The organism is Aestuariivivens sediminicola (genome assembly GCF_022662015.1).
Lineage (GTDB): Bacteria > Bacteroidota > Bacteroidia > Flavobacteriales > Flavobacteriaceae > Aestuariivivens > Aestuariivivens sediminicola.
Window position 1 is genome coordinate 182,046 of the sequence record NZ_JAKMCM010000002.1, and the last position, 26,331, is coordinate 208,376.

Annotated in this window: 16 protein-coding genes; 15 read left to right on the plus strand and 1 reads right to left on the minus strand. The window is 41.5% G+C overall.

The window, feature by feature from the left end; all coding sequences use genetic code 11:
• Window positions 1-14: 14 nt before the first annotated feature.
• The 14 genes from MR041_RS05715 to MR041_RS05780 all read left to right on the plus strand — a co-directional run bounded on the left by MR041_RS05715 (window position 15) and on the right by MR041_RS05780 (window position 23,436).
• The gene (locus tag MR041_RS05715) at window positions 15-1,247 is read left to right on the plus strand and encodes an MFS transporter (protein ID WP_242092641.1); all 1,233 of its coding nucleotides are present in this window, start codon (window positions 15-17) and stop codon (window positions 1,245-1,247) included.
• Window positions 1,244-3,109: a trehalase family glycosidase gene (locus MR041_RS05720; RefSeq protein ID WP_242092642.1), complete on the plus strand. Its 1,866-nt coding sequence runs from the start codon at window positions 1,244-1,246 to the stop codon at window positions 3,107-3,109. The genes MR041_RS05715 and MR041_RS05720 overlap by 4 nt, the downstream gene beginning before the upstream one ends.
• Before the next feature lie 7 nt (window positions 3,110-3,116).
• On the plus strand, window positions 3,117-4,292 hold the full coding sequence (locus MR041_RS05725) for an MFS transporter (protein WP_242092643.1): 1,176 nt from the start codon (window positions 3,117-3,119) through the stop codon (window positions 4,290-4,292).
• Window positions 4,293-4,500: 208 nt separating this feature from the next.
• Window positions 4,501-5,430 (plus strand): carbohydrate kinase family protein, encoded by a 930-nt coding sequence (locus MR041_RS05730; RefSeq protein WP_242092988.1) that lies wholly within the window; start codon window positions 4,501-4,503, stop codon window positions 5,428-5,430.
• Window positions 5,431-5,447: 17 nt separating this feature from the next.
• A complete protein-coding gene (locus tag MR041_RS05735; RefSeq protein WP_242092644.1) occupies window positions 5,448-7,184 on the plus strand; it encodes an alpha-amylase family glycosyl hydrolase in 1,737 nt (578 codons plus the stop codon).
• A gap of 61 nt (window positions 7,185-7,245) precedes the next feature.
• Complete coding sequence (locus tag MR041_RS05740; RefSeq protein ID WP_242092645.1) at window positions 7,246-8,130, plus strand: carbohydrate kinase family protein; 885 nt, start codon at window positions 7,246-7,248, stop codon at window positions 8,128-8,130.
• 84 nt (window positions 8,131-8,214) lie between these two features.
• Window positions 8,215-9,171, plus strand: a complete 957-nt coding sequence (locus MR041_RS05745) for a sialate O-acetylesterase (protein WP_242092646.1) — start codon at window positions 8,215-8,217, stop codon at window positions 9,169-9,171.
• A gap of 236 nt (window positions 9,172-9,407) precedes the next feature.
• A complete protein-coding gene (locus tag MR041_RS05750) occupies window positions 9,408-11,708 on the plus strand; it encodes an NADP-dependent malic enzyme (protein ID WP_242092647.1) in 2,301 nt (766 codons plus the stop codon).
• A 49-nt stretch (window positions 11,709-11,757) separates the two neighbouring features.
• Window positions 11,758-12,339, plus strand: a complete 582-nt coding sequence (gene ruvA / locus MR041_RS05755) for a Holliday junction branch migration protein RuvA (protein ID WP_242092648.1) — start codon at window positions 11,758-11,760, stop codon at window positions 12,337-12,339.
• A gap of 6 nt (window positions 12,340-12,345) precedes the next feature.
• Window positions 12,346-19,605, plus strand: a complete 7,260-nt coding sequence (gene sov, locus MR041_RS05760) for a T9SS outer membrane translocon Sov/SprA (protein WP_242092649.1) — start codon at window positions 12,346-12,348, stop codon at window positions 19,603-19,605.
• Between the two features lie 70 nt (window positions 19,606-19,675).
• On the plus strand, window positions 19,676-20,056 hold the full coding sequence (gene gcvH, locus MR041_RS05765) for a glycine cleavage system protein GcvH (RefSeq protein ID WP_242092650.1): 381 nt from the start codon (window positions 19,676-19,678) through the stop codon (window positions 20,054-20,056).
• Window positions 20,049-20,423, plus strand: a complete 375-nt coding sequence (locus MR041_RS05770) for a VanZ family protein (RefSeq protein WP_242092651.1) — start codon at window positions 20,049-20,051, stop codon at window positions 20,421-20,423. The genes gcvH and MR041_RS05770 overlap by 8 nt, the downstream gene beginning before the upstream one ends.
• 60 nt (window positions 20,424-20,483) lie before the next feature.
• Entirely contained in the window at window positions 20,484-21,206 is a 723-nt protein-coding gene (locus tag MR041_RS05775; RefSeq protein ID WP_242092652.1) for an energy transducer TonB, read from the plus strand.
• A 118-nt stretch (window positions 21,207-21,324) separates the two neighbouring features.
• The gene (locus tag MR041_RS05780; protein ID WP_242092653.1) at window positions 21,325-23,436 is read left to right on the plus strand and encodes a gliding motility protein RemB; all 2,112 of its coding nucleotides are present in this window, start codon (window positions 21,325-21,327) and stop codon (window positions 23,434-23,436) included.
• A 1,000-nt stretch (window positions 23,437-24,436) separates the two neighbouring features.
• On the opposite strand, the gene MR041_RS05785 is transcribed toward MR041_RS05780, so the two are convergent.
• On the minus strand, window positions 24,437-25,294 hold the full coding sequence (locus tag MR041_RS05785; RefSeq protein WP_242092654.1) for an MBL fold metallo-hydrolase: 858 nt from the start codon (window positions 25,292-25,294) through the stop codon (window positions 24,437-24,439).
• A 143-nt stretch (window positions 25,295-25,437) separates the two neighbouring features.
• Between MR041_RS05785 and cyoE the strand changes: the two genes are divergently transcribed.
• Complete coding sequence (gene cyoE, locus MR041_RS05790; RefSeq protein WP_339328750.1) at window positions 25,438-26,331, plus strand: heme o synthase; 894 nt, start codon at window positions 25,438-25,440, stop codon at window positions 26,329-26,331.

Sequence of the window (26,331 nt, forward strand, 5' to 3'; positions counted from 1 at the left end):
AATATCCGGAAATCATGAAAAATACCAGTATTAAAATCTCAATATTTGTTAATTATTTCGTCTTTGCCATCTTGTTAAACAGTGTGGGGATTGTTATTGCAAAATCAATAAACGTATATCATGTAAGCGAATCACAAGCCTCTATTTTAGAAGCGTTCAAAGACTTACCCATTGCCATTGTTTCTTTTATTGTGGCTTCCTTTCTACCGAGATTTGGTTACAAAAAGAGCATGCTATGCGGTTTGGCCATTGTTTTTTTTGGGTGCCTGTTAATGATCTATGGAAACTCTTTCGTTTATACTAAAATCCTGTTTTTGTCCATAGGGGTCAGTTTTGCCTTAATTAAACTATCCGTGTATTCTTTAATTGGAATTGTAACCGATTCCAAAAAGGAGCATTCATCATTAATGAGTTCAATTGAGGGCTTTTTTATGGTCGGAATTGCACTGGCCTATATCCTATTCCCTTTATTTTATTCTGAAAACAAGGACTCATGGCTCAATGTGTATTATCTGTTGTGCGGGTTAATAGTCATCTCATTTTTATTCCTGTTGTTCTCGAAAATTGAATACGAGGTGGAGGCCATTGGCTCCAGCCTGAAGGAGGATTTGATCATGTCGGGTAAATTAATAGTGGTGCCTTTGGTGTTGGTTTTTATTATTTCAGCCTTTCTGTTCGTCATGATCGAACAGGGGATCATGACCTGGTTGCCGCGATTCAATGAAAAGATATTTTTGTTTTCAGAAAAATTGAGTGTAAGAATGGCCATTATTTTTGCCATGTCATTAGCCTTAGGGCGGTTTGTTGCCGGCTACTTAACCAAAAGAATGTCATGGGTTTTTCTGGTCATCGTTTGTATCATCATTTCAGGAGGTATTCTGTTATATGTGTTACCCCAGTTAAAGGTGGATGTGAACAATCTGGCACAAATTGAAAGTATTGCCGAGGTCCCTGTATTAGGCTTCGTTTTACCGTTAATTGGTTTGTTTATTGCTCCCATATATCCGTTGTTAAATTCAACCGTTTTAAGTGCTTTACCTAAAAATCTGCACTCACCGATGTCCGGGTTGATCATTATTTTTTCAGCCTTAGGAGGAACTTTAGGCTCACGTATTGTCGGCGAATTGTTTGAGCACATTGGAGGGGCCAATGCCTTTTATTTTCTGTTGATACCCATGGCGTTGCTCATTCTTTTTGTTTTGATTATCGATAGAATGTCAAAACGTAAAGCCATTAGCATATCATGAAATTTAAGCTTCATATAAAGACAACACTGGAAGAGCTTCTAGCTCAGGAAGATACCCTTGGAGATAAAAAAATCACCATAGACGATGAGGGACCCGGACGCTTTGATCTGCAAGCAACGGATGGTCGGACCTATACCGTAAAAGGAACCTATTATGTATCCAATGTACTGCAGGAGTTGGCCATTGCTCTAGATGAAGACAAAGAATTTGTTGAGCTGCCATTGTCTCAAATCGAGGAGCCTCCTGTGGATCGGATTTCCAGAATGATCAAATCCTATTATTGGGATCTATTGACGCGGTATATGGATGAGTCGGGGATAAAAAACCTGATTCAGGATACCAAGAACGAGTCCTTAACCGCAGACAAATTGCCGATATATGTGCCGTACCACGATACCATGGCTTTTGATTATTATACTAACCTGGAGGCTAAATATCCTATAGTAACAAGGAGGTTGCCCGAAGAAATAACACCGCAATATGTAAAATCCATCAATAAAAAGCCTGGTATTTTGTCATTGAAACTGGAGCGTCATAACCATACGGTTACGGGTGTGCCTTTTGTTGTTCCGGGGGGTAGGTTTAATGAAATGTATGGTTGGGACAGTTATTTTGAATCCGTCGGTTTGATTTGCGATGGCAGGGTGGAACTGGCCAAAGCCATGGCCGATAATTTTCAGTATGAAATTGAACACTATGGAAAGATTCTGAACGCCAATCGGTCCTATTATTTAACCAGAACACAACCCCCGTTCTATACGCGTCTCATTCGAGAGGTTTTTGCGGTTACAAAGGATGTTGAATGGTTAAGAAGTCATCTTGAAACAGCTATTAAGGAATACGAAACAGTTTGGATGGTTCATGGGAAGCGTCTCACTGAAAACGGTCTGAACAGGTATCTGGCCGAAGGCATAGGAATGACACCGGAGGCTGAAGAAGGCCATTATGATGCCATATTAAAGCCCTATGCTGAGCAGCTCAATTGTTCAATCGAGGACTATGTTGCCAGGTATCAGAACAATGAAATTGAGAACAAAGACTTAGATGCTTATTTTTTGCATGACAGAACAGTAAGGGAATCTGGTCATGACACTTCCTACAGAATAGAGGGTAACTGTGCCGATCTCAATCTTGTCGAACTCAATGTATTATTATATAAATACGAGATCGACTTTGCCGAGCTCATTCAGGACCATTTTGGAGATACATTTAAGTATAAGACCAACACCTATACCGGCAGGTATTGGTTAGAAAAGGCTGAAGCGCGCAAGGTCCTGATGAATACCTACTGTTGGAATGAGGAAAAGGGCCTATACCTGGACTACAATCATGTTTTAAAACAACAATCCAATTTTGTCTCGGCTACTACTTTTACACCCTTGTGGGCTGGCCTGGCAAGCCAGGAACAAGCTAGAAGTCTTGTGAATCAGGCGTTACCGCTATTAAAGGAAAAAGGAGGTATAGCAGGTAGTACAGAAGAAAGCAGGGGTGAAATCAATGCCTCCAGGCCCCATAGGCAATGGGATTATCCAAATGGTTGGGCCCCGCACCAGATGATGATATGGAAAGGATTGATTGATTATGGCTTTAACCGGGAAGCACAGGAACTTATATACCGTTGGCTGTATATGATCACAAGGAATGCAGTAGATTATAATGGAACCATTCCGGAGAAATATGACGTTGTCGAGGCGACACTCAAGGTCTATTCGGAATATGGAAATGTGGGCACAGAATTCGAATATTATCCTAAGGGAGGCTTCGGTTGGATGAATGCGTCTTACCAATATGGAGTTTCACTGCTGGACCGAGAACATATTCAAAACTTAAATAACCTGGTCAACCCGGATTCAATTTTTTAGATCACACATGGGTTCTTTAAAACTTATCTTGTCAGACCTTCGTTATTTTTCCATTGCCTGGGTGTTTTGTTCTCTGAATATTATGATTGGAACCTGGGTCCTGTATATTCCTTATGTAAAGGATAAGTTAGGCCTGAACGATGCTCAAATTGGCATTGCTCTATTTTGTCTGGCATTAGGTATTTTGTTGTTTTTACCCTTGGTGCCGTACCTGACAAAAAAGGTAGGTTTAGGCAAGTATACGCTTTTGGGGATTGTTCTCTTCGCAGTGGCGTTTACAGGTCCGCTGTGGGCTGTCAATTATACTCTGTTGTGTGCATCCCTGTTTTTGGTTGGTATATTTTCAGGATCTACTGATGTGGCTATGAATGCTGTGGTGTCTCAAATCGAAAAAGAGGAGGGCATTAATATGATGTCCTCAGCCCATGGTTTTTTTAGCCTTGGTGGGGTTATTGGGGGAAGCATTGGAACGTTTTTAATGGTATTTTTTTCGAAACCTGTATATCATATGGTGGTCATGGCCATTTTAGTGATTCTTTTGAATCTATGGTTATCGAAGCATTACTTTAATATCATTGAAACGAGGGATGCGACTCAAGAAAAAAGGCGTTCAGGTATCCATAAACTCAGACCCTTATTCGTCATCGCCTTCATCGCATTTGTGATTATGAGCAGTGAAGGGGCTATCGAACACTGGAGTGCTTTATATTTAGTTGAAGTGGTGAAGGTATCAAGCGATAATCTAGCCGGTCTGGGCTTTATTTTCTTTTCAGTGGCCATGACCATTGGACGGTTTTTTGGTGATGGCATAAGTGCTAGAATAGGATCAGTAAAAACGATTCTTATGGGTTGTTTTCTGGCCTGTGCAGGGTATCTTTTAATTTTATATAAGGAACTTGCAGTAGCCGTAATTGGTTTTGGAATTATTGGATCCGGTTTGTCAGTTATTATTCCGGAACTATTCAGAATGGCTGGAAAAGCAAAGGGCATCTCGGCTTCTGCTGCCATTTCATTTGTATCGGGCATGGGCTTCCTGGGATTTTTGTTGGGGCCCATTGTGCTTGGATTTATTTCCAATGCCTTCAGTCTTGTAAAAAGTTTTTTAACCTTATTGGGACTCACGGTATTGGCGCTTATCGTTTCCTTTGTGAAACTGAGATATGAAAAATTGAATAGGTCTTAGAGTATAGATCGTTGGAAATTCAATATAAAATGGTAGAATATTAAATAATGAAAACCCCTGGAATTCCTGGTTTTTGTGGAATCATACATAGCTCGAAATCGATTTCGGGAATTAAAAAAAGCTTTTTAAAACGATAAAGGAAAAAGAACGGATTGGAATTGTAACTTAGCTCAAGATCACCACGATTTCCTTAAAAAATAGATTTATTATTTTAAATACGATCGACATAATAAGTGTTGGAGAAGTCTTAATAGACTTTATTGGGCATCAACAGGGTGTTCAAATAAACCATACCCGTGATTATCATAGATATTTGGGAGGATCACCGGCAAATGTTGCCATGAACATGGCACGATTGGGTTTAAAACCGGTTTTAGTGTCTACAGTAGGCGATGACGGATTGGGTGAATATATTTTTCAACGGCTTTCCGAAGTGGGTGTCATAACAGATTACATCAAAAAAATTAGCGATAAACCAACGAGTGTCATATTTGTATCTCGAACGGATGGCACACCGGATTTTATCCCTTTTCGTAAGGCTGATCGCTGCATTTATGAAGATCAGATAACGACGGAAATACTTAAAAAGACAAAAATTTTTCATACCACCTGTTTTGCCTTGAGTCGGGAACCGGCCCAATCTACAATTTTGAAAAAGGCAGAGGAAGCCTATGAGATGGGATGCAAATTGAGTATCGATGTCAATTACGCCAAAAAGTTATGGAAAAACCAGGAAGATGCGTTAAATGTCATCAAAGCCTACTGTAAATTTAACCCCTTGGTTAAAATTAGCGAGGATGACATGCTCCGTTTTTTTGAGAAGAAACTGCCTCATGAGGAGATCTTCCAATTTTTTCATGACAACGGTGTTGAAACCGTTTGCTTAACACTGGGAAGTAGTGGTGTTAAATTGTCCCAACATGGAAGCGAGATCATCCAGCTGCCTGCAAAGCGAATTGAAAAAGTCATGGATGCCACCGGAGCAGGAGATGCCTTTTGGTCCGGGTTCTTGTTTGCCTACATTAAAGAAAAACCAATTGAAGAGTGTCTGGACATCGCCTTAAAACTTGCGGCTTTAAAACTCCAAAATGTTGGCAGGCTTCCGGATAACATCGATGTATTATCAGAACTTTTATAGACCTTTAACTGTAAACCATGAATCAGGATTCGAGTAGCGTTTTAAATGGTGTCATGCTGAATGCATATCCCGACAGCATTGGGGAAAATTTGGGTGATACAGTTGCCCTCCTAGAGTTGCCTGAATTTAAGGATGTATTTTCTTTGTTCTATATATTACCGACATTCTTTAATAGCGATTTGGACAGGGGGTTTTCAATAATTGATTACAATATTAATGAAGATCTGGTGTCTGAGGAGGATCTGAAAGCCTTAAATGCGCTGAATATAAAGTTGAAATTCGATATCGTCTTGAATCATCTCTCAGTGGCCTCACCACAATTTCAGGATGTATTGAAAAATGGAGAGCAATCACCATACAAAGACTTTTTTATCAACTGGAATACCTTCTGGCAGGGACATGGGGAAATGGATGCAAATGGCATCATCATTCCCGAGGCCAAATATTTGGACAAATTGTTCATGAGGAAATCGGGTCTGCCAATTTTGAAGGTAGGGCTTCCTGATGGTTCTGAACAACCCTATTGGAATACCTTCTATCAAAAGATAGAATATCATAACATAGCTATCAATGACTTACAAAAAGTTGAGGGATTAACTTCAGATCAAGCCGAATTAATTTGCAATAGGGTTAATTCGGCAATTGATAGCGGTGAGGATCTAAATGCGGTTAATTTCAATGGTCTTGAGGTTTATAAAGAACAGGTCCTTGCTATCGTCCATCAGAACAGGAGCTATTTAGGTCAAATGGATGTAAATGCCCGATCTTCATTGGTTTGGGATTTTTATGAAGAAACGCTTGAAAAATTAAAAGGATTTGGTTGCAGAATTCTGCGTTTGGATGCCTTTGCCTATTTACACAAGGAAATTGGGCAATCTAATTTTTTCAATACGCCGGGTACATGGCAATACCTGGAACGCATCAAACAGATAGCGAGTAACAATGAATTGATGGTTTTGCCGGAAATACATGCCGAGTACGGATTGCATTTGCATGATGAGGTGGCCTCCAAAGGCTACCAGATATACGATTTCTTTTTACCGGGTTTAATGATCCATACCCTGGAGACGGCCTCGAATACCGCCCTGTTGAAATGGGTAAGAGAACTTGTTTCGAAGGGTTATAAAACCGTAAACATGTTAGGTTGCCATGACGGCATCCCGGTGTTGGATCTCAAGGGAAAAGACCTGGCGGGCGAATATCGGGAAGGACTGCTCAGTGAAACGGAAATTGAGCATATCATGCAGGTCATCCTGGAGCGCGGAGGACGAATTAAAAACCTCTACAGTGCATCGGGTAAAAAACTGTCCTATTACCAGATTAACGCAACCTTTTTCAGTGCGTTGGGTGAGGTTCCTAAAAAATTAGTGCTGGCCAGGGCAATTCAATTGTTTATGCCGGGGATTCCACAGATTTGGTATTTGGATCTATTTGCAGGGAAGAATGATTACGCTGCAGCCGATAAAGCAGGAAGTGGAGGGCATAAGGAAATTAACAGGACCAATCTCAGTATGGATGCCATTAGAAAGGCCCTTAAGGAGGAGGTTGTCCAAAGTCAGCTTCATATGATGCGATTGAGAAACACATCCAAAGCCTTTAATGGGTCACTGCATATTGAGAGTTCCACTGAAGATAAGCTGGACTTGAAGTGGTCGTTCCATGATGATTTTGCCCGATTACAGGCCGACCTGAAAAATTTCGACTTCATCATAACCTTCACGGATTCAGGATCCGTCGAGACCATGACATTTTAAATTTCGAATTAAGAATTTAAACCCCATTTGCTATGTTGGTAGTTTGTTTTAACTTTAGAACATGGTAAATATAGTTTGTTTTGGAGAAGTTCTCTTCGATGTTTTTTCAACCCGCAAAAAAATAGGAGGAGCACCATTGAACGTGGCGAACCGCTTGACGTCATTTGGTAATCAGGTCGCAATGATCAGTGCCATCGGCCGTGATCATTTAGGTGAGGAGCTATTGGCTTATTTAAAGGCCCAGGACATAAATGTGAATGGTGTTCAGGTAACAGATGATTATAAAACGGGTATGGTGAATGTCACGCTGAATGCCAAGGGATCGGCTTCCTATGACATCATGTTCCCGCGGGCATGGGATAAAATTCAGTTCACCCAGGATATTCGGGCTCAGGTTGAAAAGGCAGATGCCTTTGTCTTTGGAAGTTTAGTTGCCCGAGACAATACCTCTCGACAAACCCTTTACAGTTTATTGGATAGTGCTAAATTTAAAATTTTCGATTTAAATCTCAGACCACCTTATTATACTCTGGAGGTATTAGACCATCTGATGCGTCGTGCCGATTTTATTAAATTCAATGATGATGAGCTTTATGAAGTTAGCCATGCCCTCGGATCAAAATTCAATTCCCTGGAGCAAAATCTGTGGTTCATCGCCGAAAAAACAAAAACAGATCAAATATGTGTAACCAAAGGGGCTCATGGAGCCGTTTTATTATACAACAACACCTTGTACTATAACAGCGGCTTTCTGGTACAGGTCAAGGATACCGTTGGGGCCGGCGATTCTTTTTTGGGTGCATTGACCAGTGAGTTGTTAAACGACGTAAAGCCCCAGAAGGCTTTAGACTTTGCCTGTGCGGTCGGAGCACTGGTAGCACGTAGTGAGGGAGCGAATCCAAAAATAGAACGCGCTGAGGTAGAGGCTTTTTTACATCCCAGATAGGATTTAAATGAATTCAACATGCAAACCATGGCACAATCTAAATGGATTTGATTTAGGCTCGGAACAGATCAAATTATCTGACTTATGAAATCTGGAAAACTAGTGAACCTGACAATACAACTTTCAAGAGCGACTGTACTGTGCCGTTTAAAGCAGTATAACATTCTGATATTCATTTCCTTTGCAGTTGTCATAAATTCATGCACATCCGAAAGATCAAAAGCAATAGATGTGTTCCTTATTGGGGGGCAGTCCAATGCCACAGGCCAGGGGTATATGAAAAATATACCGACATCGTTTAAAATTGACACGACGGTTTTGTTTTACTATTCAAAATGGCTTGGTGGCCATGGACAGCCTATGGCTTGGCAACCATTATGTCAGGCCTCGGAAACACCAGATAAATTTGGAGTGGAATTAAGTTTGGGGTCCAGACTTCAGCAACTTTATCCAGATCGTAAATGTGCCATTATAAAGCACGCTTTATCGGGGTCCAATTTATACGAGCAATGGCATCCGGGTAAGAACAACCAGGATACCCTCCATTTTGGAGAGGAATACAAGAAGTTCATTCATACCGTACAGCGTGGCATTGAAGAACTGAAGAACCAAGGATACCAGCCAACCATCAGGGCCATGTTTTGGCAGCAAGGAGAAGCTGACGCCCGCGATATTGCAGGAATAGAAAATGCCACGCATTATGGCAGCAGATTAAAGCGCTTTATACAACGGGTCCGAGAGCAGCTGGAAGTCGAGAACATGCTGTTCATTTACGGTTATGTCATACCTGAACCACTTCCAAGATTCACGGGTCGGGAAGAGGTTAGGCATGCACAGAAGATGGTCGATCAAAATTCCGGAGATGTGCTGTCGGTAAATCGGGCATTTGTGGTACATACGGATGATCTGCCCCTGAGACGTGATGAACCTGACTCACCTTTACCCAACGATGTGGTGCATTTCAATACCCTGGGTATTTTAGAACTGGGAGAGCGGTTTGCACTGAGATACCATCGGGAGATTAGGAATGATTTTGAATAGAGGGAACAGGTTAATGGATGCTCTAATGCGCATGTCAAATTTTAGGTCGAATCAACTTTTTCTTAATACTATCATTATATTTGTGGGTTTAAGAGGAGTGATGAATAGGAACAGAATTACTAAAAACGAAATTAGTGCATAACGAAAGTTTCTTTCTTTTCCTGTACATTTAAAATACCATGGCAATTCATAGGACTATGAATCAGGCAAAAACAAACAAACTAACTTAATTTATTATGAGCGAAGAAAGTAAAAGAAGGGAGGCCCTAATATATCATGCCAAACCAACCCCCGGTAAAATTAAGGTAGTTCCTACTAAAAAATATGCAAGCCAAAGAGATTTGTCTCTGGCGTATTCACCTGGTGTGGCAGAACCCTGTTTAGAAATTGAGAAGGATACCGATAAGGCCTACAAATATACAGCCAAAGGAAATTTGGTTGCGGTCATATCTAATGGAACGGCCGTATTGGGTTTAGGAAATATAGGTCCGGAAGCGTCCAAGCCGGTAATGGAGGGTAAAGGTTTGCTCTTTAAGATTTTTGCCGATATAGATGTTTTCGATATTGAGGTTGATACCGAGAATATTGATGAATTCATTCAAACCGTTAAAAATATTGCCCCCACCTTTGGAGGAATCAACCTAGAGGATATAAAGGCCCCGGAAGCCTTCGAAATTGAGAGACGCTTAAAGGAGGAGTTAGACATTCCGGTAATGCATGACGACCAACATGGTACAGCGATCATTTCGGCAGCCGCCTTATTGAATGCGGTAGAATTGGCGCATAAAAAGTTGGAAAAGGTAAAAATTGTTATTAGTGGTGCCGGTGCGGCTGCCATATCCTGTTCACGTTTATACCAGGCCTGCGGAGCCAAACGGGAAAATATGGTGATGCTGGACAGTAAGGGTGTTATTCGAAAAGACAGGGAGAATCTGTCGGCCGAAAAAGCGGAGTTTGCAACCCATAGAAAAATAGATACACTCGAGGAGGCCATGAAGGGTGCTGATGTGTTCATTGGCTTGTCGATGGCAAATATCGTGTCGCCCGAGATGCTGCTTTCCATGGCGAAGAATCCCATTGTATTTGCTATGGCCAACCCCGATCCGGAAATAAAATACAAGACTGCGGTAGAAACGCGTAAGGATATTATAATGGCAACGGGTCGAAGCGATCATCCCAATCAGGTGAATAATGTCTTGGGCTTTCCATTCATTTTCAGGGGCGCCTTAGATGTCAGGGCAACCAAAATTAATGAGGCCATGAAAATGGCCGCAGTAAAGGCCTTGGCAAAATTAGCAAAGGAACCTGTCCCTGAGCAGGTTAATATTGCCTATGGCGAGACCCGACTTGCTTTTGGCCGTGATTATATCATTCCGAAGCCCTTTGACCCCCGGTTAATTGCAGAGGTTCCGCCTGCAGTAGCAAAAGCTGCTATTGAGAGTGGTGTGGCGAAAAAATCAATTACGGATTGGGAAAAATACAAAGACGGGTTATTGGAACGTTTGGGATCGGATAATAAATTGGTTCGACTCATCTTAAATCGGGCAAAACTGGCTCCCAAAAGAATCGTTTTTGCTGAAGCCGATCAATTAAATGTGCTGAAGGCCGCACAAATTGTATATGAGGATGGCATCGCCCTCCCTATTTTACTGGGTCGTAAGGAGACCATTAAGGCCTTGATGAAAGAGATTGAGTTCGATGCCGATGAGGTCCCCATTATCGATCCGAAGACAGAGGAGGAGAATCCACGGAAGGACAGGTATGCCAAAGTATACTGGGAACAGCGTAAACGCAGAGGAGTCACCTATTATTCGGCCCAGCGCTTAATGAGAGAACGCAACTATTTTGCGGCCATGATGGTGAATGCAGGTGATGCCGACGGCCTTATTTCAGGGTATTCCCGAAGTTATCCAAGTGTTGTTAAACCGATGATGGAATTGATTGGTAAAGCCCATGGTGCAACACGTATAGCAACAACTAATGTGATGATGACCAAAAGAGGCCCCCTGTTTTTAAGCGATACCTCTATAAATATCGACCCCACTTCAAAGGATTTGACCAAAATAGCCCATATGACCTCTCAGGTCATTAAAATGTTTGGAATGAATCCGGTAATGGCCATGATTTCCTATTCCAATTTTGGGTCATCAGAACATGACAGGGCCTCAAAAGTTCGCGATGCGGTTGCCTATTTGCACCGACATTATCCAAACCTGGATGTCGATGGGGAATTGCAAACGGATTTCGCTTTGAATGATGATATGCTTCGTGAAAAATTTCCATTTTCAAAATTGGTAGGTAAAAAGGTGAATGCCTTAATTTTTCCCAATTTGGATTCGGCAAACATTACCTATAAGTTGCTAAAGGAATTAAACGAAGCAGATTCCATAGGACCCATTATGATGGGAATGCGAAAGCCGGTACATATCCTTCAACTCGGAGCAAGTGTCGATGAAATTGTCAACATGACTGCCATAGCGGTTATAGATGCTCAGTATAAAGAAAAGTGGGAACAAGAAAACGCTGAGGTAAAATAGCCTTTTTGTTAATTATTTTATTACATTTGATTGGTTAACGAGGGGTTTAATGATAACACATATCCAAGGAAAACTTACCGAAAAAAATCCAACCCATGTTGTTATAGACTGTAACGGTGTCGGCTATATGCTCAACATCTCCCTTCATACCTATTCCCAGATCCCGAACGAGGAAAATCTGAAATTATTCACGCATTTACAGGTAAAGGAGGATGCTCATACGCTTTATGGGTTCTCATCCGTAGCAGAGCGTGAGATATTTCGGCTTTTAATTTCAGTCAGCGGTATTGGTCCGAATATTGCGCGTACCATGCTCTCGTCTCTAACTCCAAAACAGGTGAGGGAAGCCATTGCGGTTAATGATGTGGCACTGATACAATCCATCAAGGGCATAGGTGCCAAAACAGCACAACGTGTTATTTTAGATTTGAAAGATAAAATATTAAAGATTTACGATATTGATGAAGTTTCAATACCCCAAGACAATACCAATAAAAATGAAGCGTTATCTGCATTAGAGGTCCTTGGTTTTGCGAAAAAACAAGCAGAACGTATCGTGGATAAAATTGTAAAGATCACCCCGGATGCCAATGTCGAAACGATAATAAAAGAAGCCTTAAAAAATTTATAACAGATTTTGAACACAACCAACCATAAATGTTATAAGCCAATAACTAAGTGTTTTGTTTTAATAATTGTTGGTGTATTTAGCTTAGCTTCCTATGCCCAGCAGCCTGCTCAGGATTCCATTAAAACAGGATTCAGCCTGGGAACACTTAAAACTCCGGATCCCAATAGCATAGAATCCAAGTATACTTATGACGCCCTGACCGACCGATATATCTATACCGAAACTATTGGTGACTTCAATATCAACTATCCTGTTATTTTAACCCCGACGGAATACTATGAGTTGGTAGCCAAAGAAAATTTAAAGAACTATTACAAAGAAAAAATAGATGCCTTTGATGGGAAAAAGGAAGGCGCGGATGATGCTCAGAAAAATCTGTTGCCTGAGTTTTATGTGAACTCTGGATTTTTCGAAACCATTTTTGGTGGTAATACCATTGAAGTGGTGCCACAGGGATCGGTTGAGATGGATTTGGGGATCTTATTTTCTCAACAGGATAATCCGGTTTTCTCACCCAGAAACAGGAGTAATTTCACCTTCGATTTCGATCAACGTATAAGTTTGAGCCTTCTTGGAAAGGTCGGAGAGCGTTTACAGGTTACGGCCAATTACGATACCCAGTCGACTTTCGATTTTCAAAACCTGATTAAACTCGAATACACCCCTACAGAGGATGATATCATTCAAAAAATAGAGGTTGGTAATGTTAATATGCCATTAAATAGTTCGCTTATAACGGGTGCACAAAGTTTATTTGGTGTTAAAGCGCAGTTGCAATTTGGCCGGACCACGGTAACAGGTGTATTTTCTGAACAAAGGTCGCAGTCCACTTCAGTTATTGCCCAGGGTGGCGGTACACTTGAGGAATTTGAATTGTTCATTAGGGACTACGACGAAAACAGACACTTTTTTTTAGCACACTATTTTAGGGACATCTACGATGAAGCTTTGAGGACTTATCCCTATTTAAATTCCAGGGGGCTTCAAATTAATCGTATCGAAGTCTGGATAACCAACCGAAATAACCGAACCGACAATGTAAGGAATATTTTGGCGCTTCAGGATTTAGGTGAGAGCGATCGTATTGGATTGGATGCGCCCCCGGCAAACTTTGTGAATGTGGGGCCAGGAGCCTTGCCTGATAATGGAAACAACGATTTCGACCCCACCAATATCGGTGGAGCAGGATCGCAATTAACCGATGCCGTCAGGGATGTGGCTACCGTAGAGAACGGCATTCTAGTATCGGGGGTTAATGAGGGATTCGACTATGCGAAATTGGAAAATGCCAGAAAGCTTATACCCGGGCAAGAATACATTTTAAACAGTGAATTGGGGTATATTTCATTAAACCAGCGCTTAAACAATGACGAGGTGCTTGCTGTAGCCTTCCAATTCACCCTGGGGGGTCAGGTATATCAGGTAGGAGAATTTGCCAATGACGGGGTAAACGCTACAGAAGTAACCAATAACAGTCAGGGCCAGGTCACTTCTGTAGTCAATTCTAACTTGGTGCTGAAAATGCTAAAAAGTAGTGTCACCGTCGTCGGTGAACCCATCTGGGACCTCATGATGAAAAATATTTACGATACCGGGGCCTATAACCTGAATCAGGATGAGTTTAAACTCAATATTTTTTATAATGAAGCGTCGCCCTTAAACTTTATTACACCCGTTGAAGGAACCAGCTTTCCTGTTTTTGATAATTTAACGCCTACCAATCCAAATGACGATAGGGAAATAGAAGAAACACCCTTATTACGACTGTTTAACCTGGATAAGCTAAACTTCAATAACGACCCTCAGGGCGGTGGAGATGGATTTTTTGATTTTGTCCCCGGAATTACGGTATTGCCTCAGAATGGTAAAATTATCTTCACCAAAGTTGAACCATTTGGACGGTATTTATTCGATGTCCTGGACGACGACGGGAATCCAAACAACAACGAAGCAGATTACGAGCAGGATGTTTATGCCAATCCAAACCAGGAAAAGTATGTATATGACCTGCTGTACAAAAGCACCAAAACAGCTGCTTTAGATGAAGTCGAAAAGAATAAGTTCAAATTAAAGGGACGTTATAAATCTGCAGGAGGCGATGGCATACCCATAGGAGCCTTCAATGTCCCCAGAGGATCGGTGGTGGTTACTGCCGGAGGACGGCAATTGGTGGAGGGTATCGACTACACGGTGAATTACCAATTGGGGCGTGTGCAAATATTGGATGAAGCCCTAAAAGCTTCAAACACGCCGATAAACATTTCAACAGAAAATAACGCCGTCTTTGGTCAGCAAACCCGACGTTTTTCCGGAATCAATGTAGAACATAAGTTCAATGATAATTTTGTTTTGGGCGGGACCTTACTTAATCTAAATGAACGCCCCATAACACAAAAGGCCAATTACGGTGCAGAACCTATTAACAATACGATTTTTGGATTTAACGGCAACTATGCTACAAAGGTGCCGTTCTTAACGCGACTTGCCAATAAATTACCGAACATAGATACCGATGTCGAATCGAACCTATCCGTACGTGGTGAGTTTGCCTATTTAGCTCCGGGAGCACCCAAAGGCACCAATTTAAATGGCGAGTCTACATCTTATATCGATGATTTCGAAGGCTCTCAAAATGCCATCGATCTGAAATCACAACAGTCCTGGTTTTTGTCAAGTAGACCCAAGGGGCTGGGACGAACCTATAGTGATGGGCCCGAGGACGAAAATGGCATACAGAACGGCTACGACAGGGCCATGCTGAACTGGTATACTGTCGATCCTATTTTTTACAGCAGTCAGCGACCGGGCGATGTCAACGACGACGACGTGTCCGATTTGTTTACCAGTCGTGTTTTTATTGATGAGTTATTCCCAAATAGAGATATTGTTCCCGGTCAGAACTCGGCCATATTCACCTTGGATCTAACCTATTATCCACAGGAACGGGGGCCGTATAATTTCCAACCGGGCTCTGAAGATGGCATATTGAATAATCCTGCCAATTCCTGGGCCGGTATTACCAGACAGTTAACCTCAACTGATTTAGAACAGGCCAATGTCGAGTACATTGAGTTCTGGTTACAGGATCCGTTTCAGGAAAATCCGACTAACCCGGGAGGGACACTGGTGCTTAATCTGGGTAATATCTCAGAGGATGTCCTGAAGGACGGACGTAAACTGTATGAAAATGGCTTACCCCAGAATGGAGATGTGAGTTTATTGTTACCAACCGATTATGGCACGGTGGTGCCGCAAAACCAATCTTTGATCTACGCTTTCGATACTACAGGAGAGGAACGCGACAATCAGGATGTCGGATATGATGGTTATGACGATGGCGAAGAGACACAGGTCTTTGGTGCTGCTTTCGGAGAGGATCCCGCAAACGACAACTACACCTATTTCCTGAATGCTTCAGGGGATATATTTGAACGTTACAAGCGCTATAATGGTGTTGAAGGTAATACGCCGGATACCTTCAGCCAAACAGATAGAGGCGCAAATACGCAACCCGATGTTGAGGATATCAATCGTGATAATACCATGAACACGATCGATAGCTATTTTGAGTATGAATTGCCACTCACCCGACAGAATTTACCCTTAGACCAAACCGAATTCGAGAATTTAGCAGTTACAAACCCCTTAAAGACCTTTTTAACGGATTTCAAGGACCGCCCACGATCCTTGCCCAACGGAGAAACCAAGAATGTGCGATGGTACCAGTTTAGAATTCCGGTTGAGGGGAGCCATGTCAAGGCCATAGGAGGCATTAATGATTTACGGTCCGTTCGTTTTGCACGGGTATACGTGAAGGATTTTGTTCAAAAAACGGTTTTCCGCTTTGGAACTTTAGATTTGGTACGAAGCGATTGGCGACGATACAGGCTCTCGTTAGACAGAAATGACCCCAATGTTCAGGACGATCCAACAGATTTCTCGGTGGGTATTATCGGAACCATTGAAAATGAAGGACGCTATGAACGTCCACCGGGCATTGAACCCGAAGAGCTGTTTAACAACAATTCTGTAATCGAACAAAACGAACAGTCCCTCGTGATTAACGTTTGTAATATGGAAACAGAGGATTCCAGAGCCGTATTTAAGAACATCAATATTGATATGCGCCAGTTCAAACGCATGCGTATGTTTATGCATGCCGAAGAGGATGAAATTGGAGGATTGTCAGACAATGAGCTTGTTGGTTTTATTCGTATGGGGAACGACCTTATTGAAAACTTTTACCAAATAGAAATCCCTCTAAAGGTTTCTGAATCAGCTTCAAGAGAAGGGTTATGGCCTGAAGTGAATGAGATTAACTTGCCCATTGAGGTACTGGGTAAAATTAAAGCGCAGGGCATATCCGATGGGACCTTAACAAATATCGATCCTACATTTTATGATGTTGTCGATGACGAGCCTGTTCCTGTGCCGAACGACCAGTTTTCAGATTATGTCGAAGGACAGCACCGTATTGCTATTAGAGGTAATCCTAACTTCGGGGACATTAGAACGTTAATGGTGGGGGTTAAAAACATTTCCGGAGACAATGATGTATGTGCGGAGATTTGGTTTAATGAATTACGACTGTCCGATATGGACAATGAGGGAGGTTGGGCTGCCATAATGAGCATGGATGCCAATATTGCCGATTTTGCCACCATAAGTGCCACAGGACGACAAAGTACTGCCGGATTTGGATCCTTAGAGCAAGGGCCGAGTCAGCGAAGTTTGGAGGACGTGCAGCAGTACGATGTGGTAACCAATGTTAATATAGGACAGCTGTTACCGAAAAAGTGGGGTGTACAATTGCCTTTTAATTATGCCCAGAGCGAAGAATTGATTACACCAAAATACGACCAGTTTTATGAAGACCTCACTTTGGATTCTCGAATTGCGGCAGCTGATACCGCGGAAGATAAGGAAACCATAAGACGGCAGTCAGAAGACTATACCAAGCGAAAGAGCATCAACTTTATTGGTGTTCGGAAAATCAGAACGAATGAAGAGGCCATTCCCCGCTTTTACGATGTGGAGAATTTAACCTTCAACTATTCCTATAATAAGCTCGAGCACCGGGATTTTGAAATCGAAAACCTGGTAAACAAAACCGTACGCGTTGGCGCTAATTACGCGTTTAACTTTAACCCGATAAAAGTAGAGCCTTTCAAGAAGAACGATTCCTTGTTCAAAGGCCAGTATTTTAAAATATTGAAGGATTTCAACTTCAACTTATTGCCAACCAGTTTTACGGTAAACACCGATATAAACCGACAATTCAATAAGCAAAAGTTTCGGGAGATAGACCTTGGCGGGGCCAATATTGGGATCGAGGAATTATTCCGCAGGAATTACACCTTCGATTTTCAGTATACCATAAACTATAACATCACCGATGCCTTACAGTTAAATTTTATAGCGGCCAATAATAATATTGTTCGCAATTACTTTAAGGATAATATCATTAATGGTGAACAAGACCCGACTTTAGATGTCTGGGACGGTTTCTTTGATGTGGGCGATCCCAACAGGCAAACACAGCAGCTGGGAATAACCTATCAATTGCCCATTAACAAGATTCCGACCTTTAGTTTTTTAGATGCGACCTATCAGTATAGTGGCGATTTTCAATGGCAAAAAGGATCGGATCTTTATGGTAATTTAGAAATTGAAGGCGAGACCTACAATTTGGGAAATACAATTCAGAATGCCAATACCCATAACATCAATTCATCCTTGAATATGGATCGATTGTACAGTTATCTCGGACTGGTCAAGAAACCGGTCAGAGGGGCAAGAACGAGAACCACAACCGCGAGACCTGGACCTCCGGGAGCGAATCAGGACAATAATCAGCCGAAACCCAAAAATAATACGGGAACGAAAATATGGAATGCGGGAGTCGATATTTTAACCAGTGTTAAGCGCATTCAGGTTAATTATTCTGAAAACAACGGAACCTTCATGCCAGGCTATTTAAGAACACCTGGATTTATTGGAACCCTAAAACCAACTTTCGGTTATACCTTTGGCAGTCAAAGTGATATCAGATATCTGGCAGCGCGAAATGGTTGGCTAACCCTCTTTCCTGAATTTAACCAGCAATATACCGAAACCCATACAAAAACGTTGGATATCTCTGCGAATTTAGAGCCTTTCAGAGATCTCAAGATCGATGTGATTGCGAACCGAACCTATTATGAAAATTTCAATGAGAACTATCGTGTGAATGATGTTGGGGGTAACCTGGAATATGAGTCGCTCACGCCAAATACCTTTGGTAATTTTAACATCTCAACCCTACTAATAAAAACGGCCTTCAGTAAAAGTGATGAGACCGGTTCTGAAGCGTTCGACGAATTCAGGGACAATCGCTTAATCGTTGCAAGACGCCTGGCCCAGGAAAGTGGAGCCGATCTTAATGATGTCGATGCCGACGGCTACCCCTTAGGCTTCAGTAAAAACAGTCAGGCGGTGCTATTACCGGCATTCCTGGCGGCGTACACAGGGCAGGACGCCAACAGCATAAAGACTTCGGCGTTTCGTGATGTGCCAATTCCAAATTGGGATCTGAAGTATTCCGGTTTTATGAAGTTTAATTGGTTTAAAAAGCATTTCAGACGATTTTCGATCACCCATGGCTACCGTTCCAATTATACCATCAATCAGTTCCAATCGAACCTTGATTATACAGCGCCGGATTTTAGTTTAGATTATGCCAGTCAGGACCCGGAAACCAAAAATCAATCAGGAGACTATAAGAATAAAACGCTTTACAGTAATGTTAATTTAACAGAAATGTTCAGTCCGCTGATTCGTATCGATTTTGAAATGAAAAATGCCATTAAAATTTTGGCCGAGGTTAAAAAGGATCGCTTATTGTCTTTGAGTTTTGATAATAATTTAGTAACCGAAATTCAGGGCAGCGAATATGTTGTCGGTCTGGGATACCGTATAAAGGATGTGCGCATACGCTCCCAATTGGCTGGTCCGAGAAAGCGGATAGTAAGTGATTTAAACATGAAGGCAGATATTTCAATAAGAGATAATAAGACAATTATAAGATATCTGGATTTAGAAAACAATCAGGTGACCTCCGGACAGACCATTTGGGGCTTGAAATATTCTGCCGATTATGCCTTCAGTAAGAATTTAACCGGCATATTCTACTTCGATTATGCCTTTTCAGAATATGCTATTTCAACGGCATTCCCACAGACTACAATCCGATCCGGATTGACCCTGCGCTATAACTTTGGAAATTAAAAGAACAAAACGTATTTGAATTTATATTTTGAATAGATACATTTGCTGAAATTATCTAAAACCATTTTTAATGAATATTCCATCAGATTTAAAATACACCAAGGATCACGAGTGGGTTAAAATAGAAGGTGATGTGGCTACAATAGGTATTACAGATTTTGCACAAGGCGAATTGGGAGATATTGTATATGTTGAGGTAGAAACGGTTGACGAGACGCTGGATGCCGAAGAAATTTTTGGCACTGTTGAAGCCGTAAAGACAGTATCCGATCTGTTCTTACCACTCTCAGGGGAAATTATTGAGTTTAATGAATCCTTAGAGGACGAGCCGGAAAAGGTGAATACCGATCCCTATGGTGAGGGGTGGATGATAAAAGTGAAGTGTTCCGACCTGTCGCAGGTGGATACCCTTATGTCTGCTGAGGACTATAAGACCCTGATTGGTGCTTAAGGACTATGCCTTATATATTGCCATCCTGTATTCAATTGGCTTAGCAACGCTCAGCATTGTTAATCTGAGTGAATTACCCGAAATTGATGTGGAATCAGGCGATAAACTCTTTCATTGTCTTTCCTATTTTGTGCTGGTCTGTGTGTGGTATAATGTATTTATCAACGGAAATAAGACGAAAAACCGGGCTATTGGAATGGCTGTGGTTCTGGCCTTTGTTTTTGGTATAATTATTGAGTTGTTACAAAGTGTGATTACAAAAACAAGAACGGCAGATATCTATGATGTAATGGCAAATGCATTTGGCATACTCCTGGCCATATTTACTTTAGTCATTTACAATACGAAACACGTTAAAAATAGATGATCACTTGTTTTTTTGACAAATAAATGGTTATTTTAGCAATCCTGATAAAACGATAATAATATGGAACCAAAGAAAAATCCTAAAGCCAATGTTGGTCGCAACAGTTCGCTCTATTTTGCTGTCGGCTTAGCCTTAATGTTGTTTCTGGCAAATTTTGCCATAAACTATAAGACCTACGATAAAACAGATATCGATATAGGGCAGTTGAATTTAGATGAATTGGACGATGAAGAAATTCCAATTACAGAGCAGATCCAAACGCCACCACCACCGCCACCACCACCGGCAGCTCCTGAGGTTATTGAAATCGTAGAAGATGAAGAAGAAGTGGAAGAAACCGTAATCGAATCGACTGAGACAGATCAGGAAGAAGAGATTGTTGAAGTAGAGGAGGTGGAAGTAGAAGAGGTTGAGGAGGATATTGAAGTCCCGTTTGCAGTGATTGAAAATGTGCCTGTATTCCCAGGATGTGAAAATGAGAAGGATAATACGGCCAAACGAAATTGTATGTCTGATAAAATCTCCAAGTTTGTCAACAGAAAATTTAATACAGAGCTGGCAAGCGATTTAGGGTTATCCGGAAGACAGCGAATTAACGTTATTTTTAAAATTGATAGAACAGGAAATATAACTGGTGTGCGCGCCAGAGCACCCCACCCAGGCCTGGAGAAAGAAGCAGCACGAGTTATTAATATGTTACCTAAAATGAAACCGGGAAAACAACGTGGTAAACCCGTTACAGTGCCTTATTCATTACCTATTATCTTTCAGGTTCAGGATTAGTACGTATATCAAAAGAGATAATATAAAAAACCGATATCAAATAAACGATATCGGTTTTTTTATATTTATGTCTTCTCAAAATATAGTATCTTTCAACTTTAAAAATAGCCGAGTCTAAATGATCAGAATTAGTGCTTCTATACTTTTCCTACTGGGTATGTTTCCCTATTCCATTGTTTCACAAAGTACCTTGTACAATGAGAAACCTCCTGTTTTTGATACATGCAAAGGAATTGGTTTAGATGCCCTGCAAGACTGTTTTGATAAAAATGTTTACCAATTCATTTATGCCAATTTTAAGGTCCCTGATGAGGTCAGTAATGACAGCTATACCGGTGAGGTCTCTGTATTGTTTGAAGTCGATACAACCGGAACGTTTCAGCTGGTTTATGTCGATGCGCTCTACGAGACATTAAAAGAGGAGACCAAACGCGTCTTTTCATCCTTTCCCCAAATAGAACCAGCCACCTACAATGGACGCCCAACATACAAGCAGTATGCCATGTCAATTAAGATGCCCTTCTTAACAAAGAGCGAGACCTACTTTATAAAAGAAGAAGACGTAGCGGAAGTTAATGCTTTGGAACTGGCTTCCAAAAGAGAATTCGACAGCATGACCTCCTCGTTGGGACCCTATGAGAACAAACGCTTTTCGAGTCAGCTTAATATTCCCTTCACACATAGTTATTACGCACAATTCGACAGGAATCTCAATCTTGTAGGTACCAACAGCCATACAGCGTCGAAACCATTTCTATTTGATGACATTGCGACCTATTATGATTTTGAGGCAGCACAGGAGCGTCTCAAAAAGGAGGCCAATACCTGGGTGGCGAGAAAATTATGGAATGAACATTTAGTGCAGGTTCAAAGTAAGGATTACTGGTTTACCATCGACCCGATATTCGATCTGCAGGTAGGTAAGGATACCGAAGCCGATTTTAATTCTACCTACAATAATACCCGAGGTATCCTGGTACAGGGAGGATTGGGGAATAAACTTAATTTTTATACATCCGTTTTTGAGAGTCAGGGACGCTTTGCTGAATATATTAATGAGTATTCAGAAGGGTTAAAAGCCTTTGGTCCGGATCCTGCCATAATTCCGGGACGGGGCATAGCGAAACGGTTTAAAACCGATTCATATGACTATCCGGTGGCAGAGGCCTATCTGTCCTATACCCCGACCAAATTTATCAATATGCAGTTTGGTCATGGTAAAAATTTTATAGGAGACGGTTACCGTTCATTGTTTTTAAGTGATGTGGCAAGCCCAAGTCCCTTTTTAAAATTAAATACCACCTTCTGGAAAATTAAATACACCAACACCTGGATGTGGTTAAAGGATGTGCGTCCGGAGGTCAATGAAGATGGGGCCTTCTTAACAAAGTATATGGCGAATCATTTCTTGAGCTGGAACGTTTCCAAACGGTTAAATTTAGGGTTTTTCGAATCGGTCTTATGGACCAATTCCAACGATCGCGGTTTCGATATAAATTATTTGAATCCGATCATATTTTATCGCGCCATAGAGTTCGAAACAGGTCAGGGTGCCGGTAATGCCATTGTTGGTGCATCTGCGAAGTATAAGCTTAATGACAACCTGAACCTCTACAGTCAATTTATTCTGGATGAATTTTCCCTGAATGATATCAAGGCGGGTGAAAAAAGTTGGAAAAACAAATATGGATACCAATTAGGTCTTAAGTATTACAACGCATTTCATGTTGATAATTTAATGCTTCAAATGGAATACAATCGCATCAGACCCTATACCTATTCGCATAATACCATCGTATTGAATTACGGCCACAACAACCAATCCATGGCCCATTTGTGGGGCGCCAATTTAAGTGAGCTGGTACTTATAGGTCATTATCAGTACCAACGTTGGTTTGCGGATGCGAAACTTATTTTTGGAAAGCGGGGGATCGACTTTAATAATGGCACCGATAACTTTAGCTATGGTGGAGATATTTACAGAGACTATAACGAACGTCCCTTCGATACGGGAATTGAAGTGGGTCAGGGTAATGCTGTGAACACATTTTATGGGAATTTACAGGGGGGTTATCTCATCAATCCGGTTTCTAATTTAAAACTGTTTGCAGACATTACAATAAGAAACTTTAATCCTGATACAGCATCACCATCGGCTTTAGAGAGTGATACCGTTTGGTTTAACCTTGGGCTGAGGACCGACCTGTTCAATTGGTATTTCGATTTCTAATACCTCAAAGACGCCAATGCCGTGCGTATTCCTTTACTAATCCCTAAGCACGATGATTGAAAATTCTCCTGTGAATTTTCAAAAAACACCTGTGAATTTTCAAAATTGTCCTGTGAATTTGCCGATTGGATGCTTACAAAATGAAACAAGTCTAACTACCTTTGATATCCCTTTTGCCTATCCCTTTTAAATACAATGGCTAAGCCTATAAACCAGAAAGGTAAATTGTTTTTTCACGCCTGTCCTAGGAGGAGCAAGATAAAATAAACATCCGTCTTACCCTCACGAGTTGAGAAAGTCCCTAATAGCTGGCAGGCGAGTGTCAATCAATTGAAAAAGGCGTAAAAATCCATGTAGCTTGACGACTGTAAGGAGGAATTCATGGATTTTAGCCTTTAAAATTAGAATTGACCGCCGAAGCTATAAGGACTAGACCTTCCTGCCTGCCATCCGCCAGGTAGGCAGGTTTGGTTCTTTTTACGGCAATGGGAAAAAGAACAATTAACCTTAGTATCAAATTATCCAGAACCCAATGTTAGGGGTTGGAACTATATCTCATTGCTAGGTATCATTTGGCTCCAGCGCTAAAACAGTCTACAGACTGTTTATTTACGCTTGGCCCGGGAGGAGTAAGATATATTAATACTACTTGTTCCCCTCTTGAGACCAAGAGGGGTGTCACGCTATCGCGTGACGGGGAGTTTGACTTTAAGTTTAGTTTGTTTTTTCATAACCCTCCGTCCCACGCCTGCGGCGTGATCCACCTCCCTTAAGCTAAAGGGAGGAGCCAGTTGCAATAATCTTTCTTGTTCCCCTCTTCAGAGGAAGAGGGCGACCGAGCGTTCAAAATACATCCTGTGGATGTATTTGGCAAAGGGGTGAGCTGGCGAGTTGGCATATCGCGTGACGGGGAGTTTGAAAATACATGATCGAAAAATAAAAATAAAATCCAATTCCTATTTACCAAACAGAATAGGGTCATTTGAGGCCCCAGCTCACATTACTCCTTCAAACTCCTATAAAAGGTCCTTCTGATTTTTTCTGAGGAAATAAAATTCCAACTGTAGCCAAGGTCATCATATGCCTTTGTAAGCGCGGTATTGACAGCAACCTCTTCCTCGGATTTTCCGTCTTTTATTTCATGGAGAATTTTTGTTCTCAGATCTTCGAGCATACTCAAAAAGAATCGATACGCTTTTTTATCGGAGGGATGACCATGCCCCGGTATAATTTTAGTGTCCTCATCAATTAGAATTAAGGCCTTTTTAACGGCATCAATATACCCGTTTACACTACCGCCCGAGGTTAAATCAATATAAGGATAACGTTCGTGAAAGAATACATCTCCCGTATGCAGGACATTGCTATCAGTGAAATAAAGCATACTGTCCCCATCGGTATGGGCATTATCGAAATGTACCACCAAAACCTGTTCTCCATTCAGGTAAATATGGAGTTTGTCGCTGTAGGTAATAACGGGCAATGCGTCTTTTTCCTGATGTTCTATGCGCCATCTCACATTGTCGTGTGCAATTATGGTCGTATTCCCTTTGGCTATATTGCTGTTCCCACCTGAATGGTCGCCGTGGTGATGTGTATTAACTAAAAACTTTATAGGTTTGTCACTTAGCGCTCTGATCGCTTCGCGTATTTTAGGGGTGACATGCGCGAATTGACTATCGATCATTAAAACACCTTCATCTCCCACAGAGATCCCGATATTGCCTCCCTGACCTTCCAGCATATAAATGTGTTCGGCCATTTTCAGGGTCTTAATAACTACAGCATTGTTTTGTGCACCTGTTGTAAAAAATAATAAAAGAAGGAATGGGGTAATGGTCCTGAATAAATGGTTCATAGAGTAAAATCATGATGTGGTTTAAAAATACAAAAATTATTGCGCTGTCGCCAGGAACTAAATAAGGCTTAAAAGCATTGCTCAAAATACAGTAAAAAGGTATCTTTGCACTCGCCATTTAAAGAGGAGCAATAGGAAATACATTGAACAGGTCAGAGTCTTCATTATCAATTCACGCCATAGTTTCAGATTTTAAGGAAATTACAAAAATGCGACTTTCCCTAAGTGTCGTGTTCTCATCACTGGCCGGCTATCTCTTAGGGGTTAGTACGGTGGACTATGTGACGCTGATTTTATTGGCCTTGGGGGGCTATTTCATGGTAGGGGCCTCGAATGCCTTCAATCAGATTATTGAAAAAGACCTGGATGCTTTAATGGTTCGGACCAGGAACAGACCGATACCGGCTGGTCGGATGACCGTTACCACTGCCTTCTGGATCGCTGCGATCTTTACTTTGTTGGGTATCGTTATTTTGTATACCATTAATAAGCAAACTGCCATGTTCGGGGCGATCTCTATATTTTTATATACCTGTGTCTACACCCCCCTTAAAACCAAAACACCTTTGGCCGTATTTGTGGGTGCCATTCCGGGAGCTATCCCCTTTATGCTGGGTTGGGTTGCCGCTACAGACGATTTCGGGATTGAACCAGGGACCTTGTTTGCCCTCCAGTTTTTTTGGCAATTTCCCCATTTTTGGGCAATTGGGTGGTTTTTGTTCGATGATTATGAAAAGGCAGGATTCTACATGTTGCCTACAGGCAAGCAAGATAAAGGAACTGCTGTACAGACCATCATGTATACCATATGGACCATTTTGGTGTCGATAATACCGGTATTTGGATTTACTGGTGCTTTACAATTATCGGTCATAGGGGCTATAATGGTACTGCTTTTGGGGTTATGGATGTTGTACTATGCGGTACGCTTATTCAATAAGATGACAGAAAAGGCTGCCAAACAGCTCATGCTGGTGAGCGTGTCTTATATCTCGATAGTACAACTGGTTTATGTGGTTGATAAATTTATAAGCTAA